Source organism: Rhodococcus sp. BUPNP1 (assembly GCF_002215235.1).
In the GTDB taxonomy this organism is placed as follows: domain Bacteria; phylum Actinomycetota; class Actinomycetes; order Mycobacteriales; family Mycobacteriaceae; genus Rhodococcus.
Genome location: NZ_NERM01000048.1, coordinates 1 through 16,276 on the forward strand (window position 1 = coordinate 1; position 16,276 = coordinate 16,276).

Here is a 16,276-nt window from a genome sequence, read left to right on the forward strand (position 1 = left end):
GACCGCTGCCCGGCCCGCCGGTCGACGATGGTCGCATCCTGCGAGGCGAGCAGGATCGTCACCGGTGCATCGGCGAGTTGATCGGCCAACCGATCCAGGACCGGCCGCGCCGCACGCACAAGCTTCGGATCGGTGGGTGCGTCGTCGATATAGCGCAGTGGAGAACTGTCGGGTGTCACTCCCATTGCGAGGCAGCGGCGCCAGGACTGTTCGATCTCCGGCCGCATTTTCGGTATGAGATTCTCACAGCTATCGGAACCGTGTTCTTCTGCTTGCTCACGGAACCGGTCGGTTACCAAACATCCACCTCCGAAGACCTCACGGCGAGAACGGACTCTATGCAAACGAGGTGACACCGGTTCGGAGTGTCCCAGAACGCTACACCGGGAACTTCTGGACATGTCTTCGGTGCGTGCGAACCTTGTCCAGTGTGTTCACCGGCGTCTTGAGGGCCTGTCGATCCGCACGGTGGCGGAACACGATGCTATTCATCGTGCAGCGTTCCATCTCCTCTGCAGGACCAGGGCCGTTTCGGCCGATGCCATTCCAGTCGATCGGTCCGGCGGAGTCGGCGGAAGTGAACAGTGGGGAGGTGTGCGTTGGCATTGTCGGCGAGGCCGTGCGTCTGCGCGCGTCCGTTCGCGCCGTGTTCCCCTGGAACGACGCTGGTGCGTCACGAAAGCTGTTGGTTGGCAGTGTGACCCCTACTGTCGACCATCAATGCTCCGTGAACTGTATGTGTATATCACAGGGTTCCTGCGCGTGACCACGAGTTGCGTAGCTACCAGTGGGTTTCGTGGCCGGGCAGGGTTCGGGGACAGTGGGGTCGGCTGTGTGGCATTGATCCGGGCGTTCGGAACTCGTCCGTATCTGTCCGACCGGAACCCACGGTTGTGGGAGTGTGCTCGGCGCCGGACTCAGGGGGGGTGGAGTCGTTCGTCGGCGGTGTTGGCAAGAAGATCCGGTCTGTCGGGAGATGGGAAGGGGACAGGATGTCACCGGTGCTCGTGGGCGGGTGCTCCGGTGTTGCGGTATCGGAACGGATGAAAAGCCATGTAATTTGCTGTTACGGCGAGTTTTTCGCTAGTCTTTTGGTGTTGGAGCGAGTCGCCCTATCGGGGAGGACGGGGCCTTGTTTCAACATTCTGTTCTCCGTGCTTGGAACCTCGCCCCTGCTGTTCCGAGTTGCTACGCGACTATGTCCGAGTCGCTGCGCAGTACCGAGAACGAGAACCCCGTTTCGTCGCTCTGCGACGAACCGTCGCCGCCCCCTGTCGGCGACAGGTACGGGAGCCGTCGGTGTCCGCCTCGACAATCTAAGCGGGCACCGACGGTGCCTCCCGATACGACCTAATCGACTTCAATCAGAAGTACTAGTGCACAAACAATTTCGGAATCGCGTTCGATTCGTGCAATGAGGGAAGACAACGTCACGCGGTGGGCGCCGAGCCCGGACACAGAATACCGGCATCCGCGGACGACAGGTACTCATCACCTTCACCATGGGTGAAGGTGGCGGAAGCCGGCCCGAGCAATCGGTTCCGTGGCCTCCGAGACGACTGTCACCCCGACGCGCCGGCCCAGGGCGCGTCCCTATCTCATCTGGGGCAAGCCGTGAATGGGGTCGAAGGGGCCGATGTCGTACGTGCATTCCTGTGGTCGAGGATCCGGTACGAAGGCCCACAACAGCGCCCCGGCAGTGCCCATCGTGTGATACCGGTCGATCTGGGCACCGACGCGGGTGGCGCGTTCGGTCAGGGGTAGGCAGCTTCCAGCGCGGATCCCGAACTCGGCAACGAGCACAGGTTTCTCGGTTTGCTCGAGTCGCAGTGGGAGGAATGCCGCATCGTCGTAGTCGTGGTACTGAACCACGTCCAGATAGGGCGAGGCAGCGACCAGGGCATAACCACCGTCGGCGAGACCGCACTGCTCGCCCCCGAGTAGACCGAGCGTGAGCAGGTGTCGCTGATCGTGCGCACGAGCCACCGCCCCGGCCGCATCGACCCAGTCGCGCAGCACCTGCGACGAGTCTTCCGGGCACCGACGTTGGTGCAGGTCGCAGTCGGGGGTGGTGCAGACGCCGACCTCGGGTTCACCGAGTAGTTCCCATGCAGCGATCGAAGGTGATCCGGCCCAGCGATCGACGGCGGCAGCAACCCACTCGCTGTAGCTCAGCGGCATGTCGGTGGGTTCTTTCCATCCGCCGAGATACCACTCGCGCGTTTTGTATTGCTCGTCCTCACAGGCGCCGTCCTGGGCGGCGAGCACCGGGATGAGTAACTGTCGGTGCCGTTTGGCGGCCGCGAACACCGCATCGATCGGTTCGAAGTTCAGCTTGCCGTTGCGCTTGTCCACGGCCAGATTCTGAAAGGCGTTGAATCTGGTCACTGTCCCCGGTTGGCGAGACGAGAAGTAGGAGTCCAGATCCACCATCGCTCCGCACCCGGCGTTGACCGTCCAATCCGTAGCCAGTTGATAGGCATTGAAGCCGGTGGGCCACCAGGGTTGACCGTCGAGGTGCAAAATACCGCCGGTGGTGGTCACCCGCAGCGGATGAGCATACGAGACCCACGGGGTGGAGGTCGGCGCACCTGTGTCCTCACCTGGCGATGCTGCACCGGGTCCGGGGATGGTGCACGCGCTCGCAAGGGCGACGACCAGGAGTATCGCCGACATGCAGACGAGTCGCATCCAGGTCATATCGGTGCCTCTCCCAGGTTTCCAGCCTTCCCGACTCGACGGGTGAGCGTGGGGGTAGCGACCGCTGCGTCGGCCGAACGCGCGCGATCGGCAAGCTGCGTCGGCGCGGGTGCACCGGTGACAGTTGTCGACGTGAACTGCCCAGAGGCGTCTTTCGAGAACATGGGTTTCGCTCAAGGTTCCATGATTTGGATGGAGTGCAGAGGTGGCCGTGGTCCGGCGGATCTGCAGCGGTGTGTGTCTGTGTCTGTGTCTGCTCGAGCGTGGCGGATCATCGGATGCGTTCCATAGCAGCCTCGACCGACGACGACAGTGTGATTACCGACTGTAAGCGGGTCCGTTCGATCATCGCCTTCACCCGGGCGCTGGGCGCGGCGAATGTCAGGGAACGACAGTGCGTCCGGGCCGTCTTGGTGGCATGGATCATCACACCGAGACCGGTGGAATCTACACTGGGCACGCTCCCGAGATCGACGACGACATCGGTATTGTCAGCCAGGGCTCGGTCCAGGCGCTGCCGCAGCCGAGCGGACGAGGCGCCGCGCAGCACGCCGATCGGGCGCAGCATCAGGATGCTGTTCTCTACGCGTTCTTCGCAAGATTGCATGCGGAGTCCTTCGTTCGGCAATGGCGCCCTTTCTCGGGAAAGTCCGTCCAGAGCAAGGGCGTACGGTGACCTGGGTGTCCTCACTCCCCGAATGCGCGTCCGGGTCGAGGAGGGAGGTGTCCGACAGTCACCGGTTCCGCCCGACCGTACGAGTTCGCAGCGTGTGGTCTCGTACGGTCGGGCGAATGGGTTATGTCAGGGTGCCGGCTGCAGCCGGCGGGACAGGATAGTTGCCCACTGCATGTTCGTAGAGCTGGGCGACGCGCAGCACTGTCGCGTCGTCGAAATGCTTGCCGATGATCATCATTCCGGTGGGAAGCCCGTGGACCAGGTCAGCGGGGACACTGCAGGCGGGGTGACCGGTGACGTCGAATGGTGCGGTGTTGATGATCATCGACAGTGCGGTGTCCAGATAGTCGGCCAACGGAATGTCCGTGGTCGGGATCTTGGTGGCGGTGTAGGGGAGGGTGGGCATCACCAGCACGTCGTACCGAGCCAAGGCGGCGTCGTAGGCGGCGCGGACTTCGGGGACGAGTTGGCGGGCCATGGCGTAGTACTTGCCGCCGCCTACCTCCAATGTGTAGCGCCCGGACATCCCGACGAGTTTGACTGTCTTCGACAGTTGGTGACCGTGCTCGAGTCGTTGACGGGAGAAGTGGGCGATGAGTTCGGGATCGTAGAAGCCATCAGTGTTCATGCCGTAGGCATTGCCGTCGAGCATCTGGTAGGCCGCTCCCTCGGTGGCGATCACGTTCCAGACGGCCATTGCATCGAGGTGCCAGGGGATCGAGACTTCTTCGACGGCAAGTCCGGCCGAGCGCAGTACGTCGATGGCGGTGCGGACGGCATTGTCGACGGCAGCGTCGGAGACAGGGGTGTCGAAGCCTTCGGTGACCACACCCACGCGCAGACCCGATGCGGGTTCGGCCAGCGCCGCGAGGTAGTCCACCGGTTCGATCCGGTGGGTCTGTCGGGGATCGAGGCCGTCGGTGCCGGCGAGGACGGTGAGCATTGCGGCGGCGTCGCTGACCGTGCGCGTCATCGGACCGAGGTGGTCGATGGTTCGTTCGATGGGAAATGCTCCCGTATAGGGGACCAGTCCGTGGGTGGGTTTGTGTCCGACAATGCCGCAGAACGCGGCGGGGATGCGGATCGAACCGCCCTGGTCGCCGCCGACTGCCATATCCACCTGGCCGCTGGCGACCAGGGCGCCGCTGCCGCTGGACGAGCCGCCGGTGATGCGGCTTTCGTCCCAGGGGTTGCGGACCGGCTGGGGGTGGGAAGTGAAGCTGGCGCCGGAGAAGCAGAGATCTTCGCACACCGCTTTGCCGGTGATGGTTGCGCCGGCGTCGAGCAGTCGGCGTACGACGGTGGCGTCGTAGCGGGGGGTGAAGCCCTCGACGGTTCGGGAGCCGTTCATCATCGGCACGCCGGCGACTGCGACGTTGTCTTTCACGGCGACCGTTCGCCCGGCGAGGGGGCCTTCGTCGGTTTCGCTGATCGAGGTGGTGACGTACCAGGCGCTCAGCGGGTTCTCGTCCGCCGTGGGTGAGGTCCATGACCGCTGAGGCGGCTCGGGCGCGGTGCGCTCGTAGAGGCGTTCGACGGTTTCGGAGGACGCGAGCGTCGCTTCGAGGGCCGGTGCGAACTCTTCGAGTTCCGGCGTCGTCAGTCCGAATCGGAAGTGGTTGTTCAGGGCCGACATTTGGTTGGAATTGGGGGGAGTCAACGAAGACATGAGGTTCCCTTCGAATATGTGAACAGCATCATCGAGTGGGGGAGGGAGGGATCGCTCGGTGCGCTGTGTCGTAAGTGTCCGTCAGCGTTATGGGTATCTCGGTGGCTGATGTGATCGTGGGCGCCTTCAGTTCCGTTGAGGTTTCAGGTGATTGAACAGCAACGCGCCTGTCCAGGTGAGGATGAAGGCGGCTGCGACGGCGTAGCCGAGGAATTCGAAGTTTTCGGAGATGTCACCGATCGGGGACAGCGCAGCGAACATGGGCAGGTGTGCCAGTAGTGCACATACGTAGATGCCGGCTACGAAGAGGCCGATGACCACGGTGGCGCCGGTCGTCGCAATGTTGAAGTTCAGTCGACGCTGGGGGTCCTGGTACGACCACGAGTATGCGCGGGTCATGAACAAGGAGTCCGCTGTGTCGAACGTGCTCATCCCCGCGGCGAAGAGCAACGGGAGGCTGAGCACAGCGGCTATCGACAACGTGCCCCCGGTGGCTGCCGAGGCGGTGAGGGTGAGCAAGGTGACCTCGGAGGCGGTCTCGAGCCCCAGTCCCATCAACAGGCCGACGGGGTACATGTGCCAGGACGATCGAACCAGTCCGCGCCAGCGGTTGCCCAGTAGGCGGGTGAACAGCCCGCGCTCACTGAGTCTGCTCTCGAGGTCGCCGGTGATGTCCGATCCGGCGCGTACCTGTCGGGACAGGCAAAGCAGATTGCGCAGGACCACACTGTTGAGTCCTGCAACGATCAACAGGAAGGTGACGGCGACGACGGTGGCGACCAACCCGCCGATTTCCTGTACTCCTTCGAGTTCGGTCGTGGTTAGGGCGCTCGCGCCCAGTGCCACGACGAGGGCAAGGACAACGACGACGGTCGAGTGTCCCATCGCGAAGAAGAATCCGACTCCGACGGGACGGCGTCCCCGTAGCAGCATCAGGCGTGTCGTGTCGTCGATTGCCGCGATGTGGTCGGCGTCGAATGCGTGACGAACGCCGAGCACGTAGGCGAGCACACCGGATCCGGCGAGGCCCCCGGCCGCTGCCGGGTTGCCCGAGTATCCCAAGTACAGCGCCACGCCCAAGACGTGCAGGATCACGATGGCACCGACAACGGACGCCAACCGTCGACGCTCGGTTCGAGTCCAGGCACCACCTATGTGGTGCGGTGTAATGGTGGTGCTGGTCAAACGCTTGTCCTTCAGATGATTCGCAGCGTTTTTCGGATACGCCTGAGACTGAAATGTTCGGGGTGCCGCGGGTGCGGTGCGGGGATGATCCGGCCCGATTCGAGCCGCGGTACCGGTGACGCTCCGTAGGTCCGCGGTGGAGCCGGGTCTGAAGACCGGGAAGATACTGATGTCGCGGCGTTCGGGGTTCGCACCAACAGTCGTCGTTACACGGGGCGCGCTTCCGGGAGCGACTCGACGTTGGTGAACCCGCTGGGTTCGCGGCGACGAGGTTCCGGCTACCCGTCGGAGTCAGTGGTGGGTGTGCCGATGGCGTGCACGGCGATGGGATCACGCACGGCGTGCTGGTGATGGGCGCCGGCGGGCGTTGCCAGCACCTGCTCGGTACGGTGCGCGAGTTCCTCGCCTGCGACAAATCCCTTGTCGTGCAGCAGCTCTTCGAGTGCGAGCATCCAACGCTCGTAGTAACTCCACTGCTCGGTGGTGGCGTGTTCGGCTTCCCACTGTTTGATCGACTCGATCAGGCGGGACTGGAATTCGTCCCATTCGAATCGGCCCTGGCCATGCAATGCGGTGGCAATGCTGAAGGCGCGGATCTCCCAGGCCTGATCGAAGGCGACCTCGCCGGAGCGGCGGGGGATTCGTTCGTTGAACGGCAGATTCTGTACCAGGTCGCCGAGGTTGGCTTCGAGACCCGGGTGGGGTTGTTCGTTGAGTCGGGGCATGTCAAGCCTTGCTGGGTGTGGTGGGGACGGATACGCCGATGAGCGAGTCGCGGGTGACGAGGTCGGCGAGTTGTTCTTCGGTGAAGTTCTCGGTGCCGGCTGGGCGTTGCGGCAGGACCCAGTAGCGAAGTTCGGCACTCGAGTCCCATATCCGGATCTCGACGTCAGGGTCGGGGGTATATCCGAATTCGGCCAGCACACCTCGGGGGTCGCGGACAGCGCGGGCGCGGTAGGCGGGGTACTTGTACCAGTTGGGTGGCAGGCCGAGAACCGGCCACGGATAGCACGAGCACAAGGTACATACGACCATGTTGTGGACCGTGCCGGTGTTTTCCAGCACGACCATTTCTTCGCCCTGCATGCCGCCGACGCCCATTTCACGGCAGGCGCTGGTGGCGTCGGTGAGCAGGCGCTGCTTGAACTCGGGATCGACCCAGGCGCGGGCGACGATCTTGGCGCCGAGTTGAGGACCGACCTCGTTCTCGTAGACCGAGGACATGTGGTCGATGGCGTCGGTGGAGATCAGGCCCTTGTCGACGAGGATGGCCTCCATGGCCTTCACGCGTGCGGCGATCTCCTCGTTCGATCGTGGCAACGTGCCCTGGACGGGATTGTGGGCGGTCATCGGGGTGGGCTCGTTTCTGTCTGTGGTGAAGGGACGTCTCGCTGGGTGGACCGGATGACCTGGTCAGGCCGGTAGCAGATACGGTTCGAACACGTCGATGTGATTGACGACGTTCGGGGCGGCAGGTTCACCCCACAACTCGGTCGCCGAGAACCGCACGGTGTACAGGTGTTCGGGGCTTTCGCCGGCGCCGAGTGCGTTGGTGTCCGGAAAGACATACGCGCCGTGGGTCGCCACGACTTCGCCGACACGACCGCGGACGTATCCGGCGCGGCGGGTGTGGGTGTTCGGTGAGGCGTCCGACCGCACGATGACTTTGTCGCCTACGGCGAATGCGGCCTCGGTGTCGGTCGGGCGTCGGTAATCGGCTCCGTGGGTGATCAGTTGCGAGATCGTCTCCACCAGTTGCGGATCCTGCCGCGTGGGGGTCGTGTCGTCCGGATGGTCCATGTAGTACTGGGTGCGGCGGTCGAGTTCGTCGGAATCGAAGATGCCCGCCTCGATGCCGTGGTGGATCATCGCGTGCATCCAGTGCTCGTAGTATTGCGAGGTCAGGTAGTCGTGCGGGGGGATCTGCTCCATCGCGCCCCGGAACTGGTCGAGATTGAACGCGCCGGCCAGCGCCATCGCCGGGAACATCGTCAAAACCGACCGCTCCCAATCGGAATGGAAAACAGGTTCATCGGATTCGGGCTTGATCGGACCCAGGCCGGCGCGGCCACCGAGGTCGTGGATTCCATCCATGAAATGCTCTCCTTGTGCCGTGAGTCACCAACCCTATGTGCCCTCGTCTAATGCGTCAACACGTCATGACCTGATGACATGTTACTGTTCTGTTACCGACGAACAGGGGTGATCCGCACCGTGGGCTGTCCGAGCGTGGATGCGTCGGCGCGAGTGGCTCCAGGGAGCTCCAGAGAGAAAGTGAACATCCCCACCATCCGTCTGGAGGTACGATCGTGGAGACCTATCCGGTGTGTGGGTTGCCTGCAATAGAGCGCCGCACTCGCCTGTGTCGGCACGAGCGTACTGGTAGTCATTCTTTATTGCCACGTGTATCGCGCTCACGCGCTGTGGACAGTGGGGCAATGGCCCGATAATCTGAGTTCGATTGCCGCGCATTCACTCTGTGGCTCAACCGCGCTGACGGCCACAAATTCGACCACACTGCTGTTTGTTTCGGAGACTGGAAGACGTTCGTCGAGCCCCCGGAACGAATCGTGAACCGTCTGCATTCGGAGCTATCTCAAAAGATGCTGACTGTGGCCGGAAGTGTCGCAGAGAGACGTTCACAAAGGAAGGCGAAGAATGAAGTCAGAACGACCCCCGAGAGGGAAGCAGATCTCGCAGAAAGCCTCGACCTCCGCGACCGGTCCCGATCCCACAGAGGAGGATCTGGCAGCTGTCATTGTCGCCTTGACCGGGATCGACATCGCGTCGAATGGCGGTAACGCGGGACCCGAGCGTAGCCGGAAGCAATCCTGGCGACGCTGATGCACAGACGACCCCGAGTTGCGCTCGGTGGTTGCGCATCCGTCCGGCCGGGAACGAAACTGCAGACGGAGCGAGCACGCCGATATGACCAGGCATATGCCCTGGTCTTCGGTATCAGCAAGCGAGGTCTCAACTCATCCGAGGGCAGGATACAGTTCTGTGCCGGTCGCTTTCGTCAAATGGAGCTGCTGCCTGAGTCGGTCCTCGCTCAAGGTGACGGTGCCCCGCGGTAGCTGAAACTCGCCGTGACGCATTGCCGCGGCGATCCGCTCGCTATCCTCGGCTTTCCGGGCCGCTTGCCACCATATGTGAACTGCCTCGAACACAGACTCGCTCAACGTCGACAGCGGCGGTGCCCAAGGACCGAATTGCGCCCGGTACCTCTTCAGAAGCGAGGCGTTACCTTCCGTTTGTAATCCTTGGAAGTACCCCGAGACGGAGTAGAGGCCACGGGCCGCTTCGTCGCCGATGTACGTCAGCGTGGACTCCTCCAAGGCGGGCGCCAGAGTGATGCACTGATCCCGCAATCCCATTGCATAGCATTGCCGCTCGAACGCAACAGCATCAGCTCCGACGAAGGTCGACAGTACGATGTCGGCACCCGATTTCTGGATCGATTCGATGATCGGGGCGAAGTCACGAGTTCCCAGAGACGCGAACTTTTCCCCGACGACTCCGGCGCCGTACCGAGGCAACAGTTGGCGTGCCAGGCCGTGTGTCGTACGGGGCCAACAATAATCGTCGCCGGCCAGAAACCATCGTCGCACCCCCTCCATCCGCATGAGTGGTTTCACGGCTGCTGCCAACTGGTCGTCCGGCCGCTCACCGAGCTGGAGGCGGAGACGATCGCCGCGCCCTCCTTCGTTCATGACCGGCTGTACCAGCAGCACGGGTGCATCACTGAGCGCCTCGGCAACGGCGGTGTAGGTAGCCGATGTGGCGGCGACCAGAATGGTCCGGCAGCCTGCCTGGACGAGTCGTCGCGCTTCCATGACGCCGGTCTGCGGGTCTGTGGCGTCATCACCCACGATCAACTCGACTGGACTGCCGTGGATACCGCCCTCGGCATTGATTTCCTCCAGTGCCAGCATGGCGGCGTTGTCAATCGAGGTGGCGAAGAGGCTGCCGGGTCCGGATTTCGACGTCAACAATCCCAGACGGGGATGGGAAGAGGCGTTTCGAGAGGTAGGGAACCCTCGACGCCGCATCAACCATTCCAATCCGGGCTGGTCGAGTTCGGCGATGAGCCGAACCCTCGTACCACCGTTTGCGGCTTCGAAACGGAGTTTGATACGCCCTCGCCAGGGCTGGTCGTGCACGATATCGAGGTACGCATGCGGACGTGCGGCAGCAATACGGCCGAGGATTTCGACCGGTTCTGCGCCGGAACCGCTGAGGTGGACCGCCATACGCACGGCAGCGCCGGGTTCGACCCGATCGCATACCGCGCCGAAGAGCCATCCCGCCTCGTCGCCTGCTCCGAAAAGGCTGTAGGCCACCGAGGGTGGGGATGCGGTCCACTCTTCGGCGTGCAGTACGAGCTGGGTCACCGTGTTTCCTGGAAGCTATGCACGTCGCAAGGTTGTGTCGGTGGCAGCGGTGCGGTCTGCGGCCTCGACGGCATCTGACAGGGCTCCTCGGAACAATTCCTGCAACATTGCAATGACATCGCGTGCGGGACCGGCCGGGTCGATCGAGTAGAAACGGAAGCGTCCGGCCTTACGTTCGGTGACCAGGCCCGCGTACCGCAGGATCCGGAGGTGGTTCGAGACGCCGGTGCGTCCCACGCTGTCGATCTGGTCGACCAGTTCGTTGACGCTGCACTCGTCACGCTCTGCCAGCACAGTGAGAATGGCTCGCCGTACAGGGTCGGCGAGGGCATCGAAGGCCAGCTGTGCGGACAAGATCCCGATCTCCTCGAGTCAACAGTCAATGACATATAGAAGAGTACCTCCTCGTAGCTCGTACAGGACGGGCCGACTTCGCACCGCTCCGACGACCGGACCAGCTACATCTGCAGCGGGAGAAGCCGGGTGTTAGGGTCTGTGCCGTCCCCACGGGAGCCCTATTGCAGGGGCTGAGATCGGGCTGAGGCAGCCTGCGACCGTCGAACCTGCCCGGGTAATGCCGGCGAAGGAAGTAGGAACGATTCCGATGAGTGCACCCAATTCGCATGCCCTGAGCTATGTCCACGACGAGGAACACGACCTGCGTGTACCTGTCACAGAGATCCGCTTGAACGACTCTCCCGGCGGGGTGCCGAACCCGCCGCTGCAGGTCTACCGCACTGCAGGTCCCGATAGCGATCCGCTGGTCGGGCTCCCGCCGACGCGCGCCGACTGGATCGCTGCTCGCGGCGACGTCGAGCACTACCCGGGGCGAGAACGGGATCTGCTCGACGATGGCCGCTCGGCGGTGCGGCGTGGAGAGGCGTCCCGGGAGTGGAAGGGGCCCCGACCTGTCCCGGTGCGAGCGAAGACAGGCCGGACGGTCACGCAGATGCACTATGCCCGGGCGGGAATCATCACCCAGGAAATGCGGTTCGTGGCGCTGCGGGAGAACTGCGACGTGGAACTGGTGCGCTCGGAGGTGGCGGCGGGTCGGGCGATCATCCCCGCCAACGTCAACCACCCCGAGTCCGAGCCGATGATCATCGGCAAGTCCTTCCTGGTGAAGATCAATGCCAACATCGGCAACTCAGCGGTGACCAGCTCCATCGTCGACGAAGTCGACAAGATGCGCTGGGCCACCCGTTGGGGCGCGGACACTGTGATGGACCTGTCCACCGGCGAAGATATCCACACCACCCGAGAGTGGATCATTCGCAACTCCCCGGTGCCGATCGGCACGGTGCCGATCTACCAGGCTCTGGAGAAGGTCGCCGGCCAGGCCGATGCGCTGACGTGGGAGATCTTCCGCGACACCGTGATCGAGCAGTGTGAGCAGGGTGTGGACTACATGACCATCCACGCCGGAGTGCTGCTGCGCTACGTACCGCTCACGGCCGAGCGGCTCACCGGCATCGTCTCCCGAGGTGGGTCCATCATGGCCGGTTGGTGCCTCGCCCATCACGAGGAAAATTTTCTCTACACCCACTTCGACGAACTGTGTGAGATCTTCGCCCGCTACGACGTGGCATTTTCCCTCGGGGACGGGCTGCGACCGGGGTCGATCGCCGACGCCAACGACGCCGCGCAGTACGCTGAACTGGACACCCTTGCCGAACTGACCACCCGTGCCTGGGCTCACGACGTTCAGGTGATGGTCGAAGGCCCTGGCCACATCCCGATCCATCGGGTACGGGAAAATGTGGAGCGTCAGCAGAAGTTATGTCATGGAGCGCCTTTCTACACCCTGGGGCCGCTGGTGACCGACATTACTCCGGGCTACGACCACATCACCTCCGCGATCGGGGCCACCGAGATCGCCCGCCATGGCACCGCGATGCTGTGTTACGTCACCCCGAAGGAGCATCTGGGACTGCCGAATCGGGACGACGTGAAGACCGGGGTCATCACGTACAAGATCGCCGCTCATGCTGCCGACATCGCCAAGGGCCATCCCGGTGCCGTCGAGCGTGACGACGCGTTGTCGAAGGCGCGTTTCGAGTTTCGGTGGCGGGATCAGTTCGCTCTGTCGCTGGATCCGGATACGGCCGAGCAGTTCCATGACGAGACGCTTCCGGCTGAACCGGCCAAGACGGCGCACTTCTGCTCGATGTGTGGGCCGAAGTTCTGCTCGATGCGTATCTCCCAAGACATCCGGACCAGGTTCGGTGACGCCGCCGACCAGGCCGCCGTCGCCGGGATGCAACATATGTCCGACCAGTTCAGGGCCGCCGGCAGCACGGTGTATTTGGATGCCCCTACTGTCCTGTCCTCCGAAAGTAAGCGTGTGACACAGGACAACTGAGGTCGCAGGGGCGTTGAGTCCAGGTGACGGGAGGACACGGACGCAACGCCCTCAGCGGCGTGACGCACGCCCGCACTTGCTCTGCCGGGTGGCGTTGTGTCGCGATGACGAAGGTGGTCGAGGACGGAGTCGGCATCGATGTGCGGTTTCGCGGTGCCGGCGACCGTCCGGGTTCGAGCACGAGGGGAATGAGATTCAGCGGCGGTATCCACTCGTGCTCAACGAAAGTGCCCATGTGTGAGCGGGGTTCGCTGTAGCAGTGATCGGGTGCCGGCGGGCGAGGCGGTGACGACATCGCCCACCTCGCTGCCGAATCGGGGGTGACCTGCACTTGTGACTCGCTCAGCTTCGAGGCACCGAGGAGTAGTTGCCCGGGTGGTCTCGACGCCGGCCGTGACACGGTGCGGGTTGCCGTTCCCCTCACCGTGTCACGGCAGGCGGCCGTCTCGGGGGAGCGGTCGTGATCGTCGGCCCGGTCGATTCTGCTTCCGGGATCGGCGGTCGCTGCACACGTGCTGGAACGCGTCCGGACCATCCCGCATTCGCTCGGCGTCGACCTCGCGCGGCGGCGTTGTCCACCATCTCCGCGCGGTAATCAGTCTTCTCGATGATGCCTTGCGGGTTCTTGACCCGGGCAGGTACACCGCACCCGAGACCCTTGCAGCGTTGGCGGTGCCGATCAGAGCAGCGTGAACGCGCCGACTACTGGGCAAGAGAGGCGGATTTGGTCGCCTCCAAGCGGCCGAAGTACCGAGATCTGGAGAGCACGGCAGTGGCTGAGATGAAGCGCGGCCGATCGGCTCCCGTCTCGATGTTCTCCCCGCAGGGGCCGAGTTCGGCGATAGTGGCATGCGCTTGTGAGACTGAATGGGCCGACGGGGAGAATTTCTCGTTGATCGTGTCGACGTGACGCGCCCGAACCGACAATTTTCCGGTCATGCCGAACTTTTTGGCTGTGTCGATGTCGGCTGCGACGGTATCCCGATCATCCGCAGCGGTCGGGCCGTCGATAGGCGCTGCGATTTCCGCCGTCTTGCTGGCGATGACGAGGGTCGAGCGGGCATACGCCAGGCCTTCTGGTGTCCCATCGATGTCGAGGTCGCTGCAGAAGTCTCTGATGCCGAAGGCCAAGCGCACGACCGGTGAGCATTCAGCGATACGGTCGGCCTGACGAAGCGAGGAAGCAGTTTCGACCATAGCGACGATCGGGACATGGGGGAGTGCGGCAGACACGATGTCGATGTCTTGCGGACTCTCGGTTTTCGCAAGAACAATTCCGGTAAGGCCCGGGGAATCGCGGAGTATTTCCAGGTCGAGTGCAAGTTCACGGGTCGAAGCGTCGTTGACTCGGACCCAACCGACTCTGTCGCGAAGCCACTGCGCCGCAACTGTCCGTGCAGATGTTTTCTCCCTGTAGGGCACTCCATCCTCGAGATCGAGGACAAGGCAGTCCGGACTGGTAGCGACCGCGGTATGCAACCGAGCGAGATCGGTAGGGGGGACGAGTAGCCATGATCGGGCAAGGCGTGCCAGCTCGGTTCGCGCTTCCCGGGCTGCATCGGGTTCCTCGAAGTCGAATGACATCGTTGTTGTCGATCTCCAGTATTTATTCGAATCAGTGGATGTTGTGGATTATCGATGCTGTGCGGACGAGTCCTGGAATCTCCGATTTCTGCAGGACAGTTGCCATGAACAACTGTCAGGGGGTCAGAGCGATGTACTTGGTGTTGAGGTACTCTTCGATTCCTTCGCTGCCGCCCTCGCTGCCCAACCCGGACTGCTTGATGCCGCCGAAGGGAGCCGCTGGATCGGAAATAATGCCCCGGTTCACGCCGACCATCCCGAATTCGAGGGCGCGAGCGACTCGGGACGCTCGATCGAGGTTCTGCGTGTAGAAGTAGGCAGCCAATCCGTAGTCGGTGTCGTTTGCGCTCGCGACTACTTCGGCCTCGGTGTCGAAGCCTGTGATGACCGCAACCGGACCGAAGATCTCTTCACTGAGGATGCGTGCACCGGCAGGTACATTGTCGATGACGGTCGGTTGGTAGAAGTAGCCGGGACCGTCGATGGGTGTCCCGCCCGTGCGCACGCGTGCTCCGGCAGCAACGGCTTCATCGACCAGTGCTGCAACCGCGTTGCGTTGCTTGGCATTGATCAACGGACCAAGCGTGACGTCGTCTTCGTAACCGGGACCCACTGTTGTCGCGGCGATCCGATCGCACAGAGCACGAGTGAACTCTTCCCGGATCGAATTGTGTACGAGCAGTCGATTGGCGGCAGTACAGGCTTCACCACCGTTACGCATCTTGGCGGCCATCGCACCGTCGACTGCGGCGTCGATGTCGGCGTCATCGAAGACGATGAACGGGGCATTGCCGCCAAGTTCCATGGAGCTCTTCAGTATCTGATCTGCGGATTGTTCGATGATCTTCTTCCCGACGGCGGTGGATCCGGTGAAGGAGACCTTTCGCAGTCGACGGTCCTTCATCAGAGTGCCGACGACGTCTGGGGCATCGAGAGTCGGTAGTACAGACAGAACACCACGAGGAAGACCGGCTTCAGCAAAGACGTGTGCGAGCAGCAACATGGTGAGGGGAGTGTCCTCGGCCGGTTTGACGATGATGGTGCATCCAGCCGCGAGCGCCGGGCCGATCTTGCGTGTCCCCATCGCGAGCGGAAAGTTCCAGGGCGTGATGGCCAGGGCTGGACCCGCAGGTTCCTTGATCACCGCGATGTGGCCGTTTCCAGACGGTGCGGTCGCGGTACGACCGCCGATTCGAACAGCTTCCTCTGCGAACCACCGGAGGAACTCTGCTCCGTACACCACCTCGCCGCGACTCTCCGCCAACGGTTTGCCCATTTCGAGTGTGATCAGCCGGGCGAACTCTTCGGACCGCTCCATGACGAGTTCCCAGGCTCTGCGAAGGATCTCCGACCGTTCGCGAGGGGCGGTCGCAGCCCATGCCGGCTGAACCTCGGCAGCCGATGCGAGCGCGTGTCTTGCGTCGGCGACGCTGCCGTTGGCTACGGTCGTCAAGACGGTGCCCGTCGCAGGATTCACAATGTCGAAACATCTACCGGAACAGGACTCGCGAGTAGTGCCGTCGATCCAGAGGCCGGTCGGGACGGCAGCCAGTAGGGAGCTGAAGCCGGTCATCGAGGTTCCTTAAGTTCGTAGGTGCAGTTACTTCGTGAGAGTTACGTTGAGCTGTAACCCGGGCGGGCCGGGCGAGGCTGCATAAGGTTTGCCCACTCTCGAGTGGGGCTTGAAAGGACTGGCCACCCGACCT

At 63.0% G+C, this 16,276-nt stretch carries 12 protein-coding genes, 1 pseudogene and 1 riboswitch; of the genes and pseudogenes, 1 reads left to right on the top strand and 12 read right to left on the bottom strand.

Annotated elements, in window-relative coordinates:
- The 10 genes and pseudogenes from B9C99_RS24525 to B9C99_RS24570 all read right to left on the bottom strand — a co-directional run.
- Positions 1 to 227: pseudogene (locus B9C99_RS24525) on the bottom strand (sigma-54-dependent Fis family transcriptional regulator); the annotation flags it as partial.
- A 1,366-nt stretch (positions 228 to 1,593) separates the two neighbouring features.
- Complete coding sequence (locus B9C99_RS24530; RefSeq protein WP_248846221.1) at positions 1,594 to 2,544, bottom strand: beta-mannosidase; 951 nt, start codon at positions 2,542 to 2,544, stop codon at positions 1,594 to 1,596.
- A gap of 427 nt (positions 2,545 to 2,971) precedes the next feature.
- Positions 2,972 to 3,307 (bottom strand): STAS domain-containing protein, encoded by a 336-nt coding sequence (locus tag B9C99_RS24535; RefSeq protein ID WP_088899665.1) that lies wholly within the window; start codon positions 3,305 to 3,307, stop codon positions 2,972 to 2,974.
- A gap of 190 nt (positions 3,308 to 3,497) precedes the next feature.
- Positions 3,498 to 5,045: an amidase gene (locus B9C99_RS24540; RefSeq protein WP_088899666.1), complete on the bottom strand. Its 1,548-nt coding sequence runs from the start codon at positions 5,043 to 5,045 to the stop codon at positions 3,498 to 3,500.
- A 126-nt stretch (positions 5,046 to 5,171) separates the two neighbouring features.
- Complete coding sequence (locus B9C99_RS24545) at positions 5,172 to 6,140, bottom strand: HoxN/HupN/NixA family nickel/cobalt transporter (protein ID WP_216359322.1); 969 nt, start codon at positions 6,138 to 6,140, stop codon at positions 5,172 to 5,174.
- Between the two features lie 368 nt (positions 6,141 to 6,508).
- A complete protein-coding gene (locus B9C99_RS24550; protein WP_088899667.1) occupies positions 6,509 to 6,955 on the bottom strand; it encodes a nitrile hydratase accessory protein in 447 nt (148 codons plus the stop codon).
- A gap of 1 nt (position 6,956) precedes the next feature.
- Entirely contained in the window at positions 6,957 to 7,580 is a 624-nt protein-coding gene (gene nthA, locus B9C99_RS24555; protein WP_088899668.1) for a nitrile hydratase subunit alpha, read from the bottom strand.
- A gap of 63 nt (positions 7,581 to 7,643) precedes the next feature.
- A complete protein-coding gene (nthB, locus tag B9C99_RS24560; protein WP_088899669.1) occupies positions 7,644 to 8,324 on the bottom strand; it encodes a nitrile hydratase subunit beta in 681 nt (226 codons plus the stop codon).
- Between the two features lie 884 nt (positions 8,325 to 9,208).
- Positions 9,209 to 10,624: a substrate-binding protein gene (locus tag B9C99_RS24565; RefSeq protein ID WP_088899670.1), complete on the bottom strand. Its 1,416-nt coding sequence runs from the start codon at positions 10,622 to 10,624 to the stop codon at positions 9,209 to 9,211.
- Positions 10,625 to 10,639: 15 nt separating this feature from the next.
- Entirely contained in the window at positions 10,640 to 10,978 is a 339-nt protein-coding gene (locus B9C99_RS24570; protein WP_088899671.1) for a helix-turn-helix transcriptional regulator, read from the bottom strand.
- Positions 10,979 to 11,120: 142 nt separating this feature from the next.
- A riboswitch (TPP riboswitch) is annotated at positions 11,121 to 11,231 on the top strand.
- Between B9C99_RS24570 and thiC the strand changes: the two genes are divergently transcribed.
- Positions 11,229 to 12,986 (top strand): phosphomethylpyrimidine synthase ThiC, encoded by a 1,758-nt coding sequence (gene thiC, locus B9C99_RS24575; protein ID WP_088899676.1) that lies wholly within the window; start codon positions 11,229 to 11,231, stop codon positions 12,984 to 12,986. Its footprint overlaps the riboswitch before it by 3 nt.
- A 702-nt stretch (positions 12,987 to 13,688) precedes the next feature.
- Here thiC and B9C99_RS24580 read toward each other — a convergent pair.
- Both B9C99_RS24580 and B9C99_RS24585 read right to left on the bottom strand, forming a co-directional pair.
- Positions 13,689 to 14,570 (bottom strand): CoA ester lyase, encoded by an 882-nt coding sequence (locus tag B9C99_RS24580; protein ID WP_088899672.1) that lies wholly within the window; start codon positions 14,568 to 14,570, stop codon positions 13,689 to 13,691.
- A 115-nt stretch (positions 14,571 to 14,685) separates the two neighbouring features.
- Entirely contained in the window at positions 14,686 to 16,143 is a 1,458-nt protein-coding gene (locus tag B9C99_RS24585; RefSeq protein ID WP_088899673.1) for an NAD-dependent succinate-semialdehyde dehydrogenase, read from the bottom strand.
- Positions 16,144 to 16,276 lie beyond the last annotated feature (133 nt).

Excerpts from the sequence above, each read along its gene's own strand:
- B9C99_RS24550 (WP_088899667.1), bottom strand. The coding sequence starts at position 6,955 with ATGCCCCGACTCAACGAACAACCCCACCCGGGTCTCGAAGCCAACCTC.
- nthA (WP_088899668.1), bottom strand. The coding sequence starts at position 7,580 with ATGACCGCCCACAATCCCGTCCAGGGCACGTTGCCACGATCGAACGAG.
- B9C99_RS24535 (WP_088899665.1), bottom strand. The coding sequence starts at position 3,307 with ATGCAATCTTGCGAAGAACGCGTAGAGAACAGCATCCTGATGCTGCGC.
- B9C99_RS24580 (WP_088899672.1), bottom strand. The coding sequence starts at position 14,570 with ATGTCATTCGACTTCGAGGAACCCGATGCAGCCCGGGAAGCGCGAACC.
- B9C99_RS24540 (WP_088899666.1), bottom strand. The coding sequence starts at position 5,045 with ATGTCTTCGTTGACTCCCCCCAATTCCAACCAAATGTCGGCCCTGAAC.
- B9C99_RS24585 (WP_088899673.1), bottom strand. The coding sequence starts at position 16,143 with ATGACCGGCTTCAGCTCCCTACTGGCTGCCGTCCCGACCGGCCTCTGG.
- nthB (WP_088899669.1), bottom strand. The coding sequence starts at position 8,324 with ATGGATGGAATCCACGACCTCGGTGGCCGCGCCGGCCTGGGTCCGATC.
- thiC (WP_088899676.1), top strand. The coding sequence starts at position 11,229 with ATGAGTGCACCCAATTCGCATGCCCTGAGCTATGTCCACGACGAGGAA.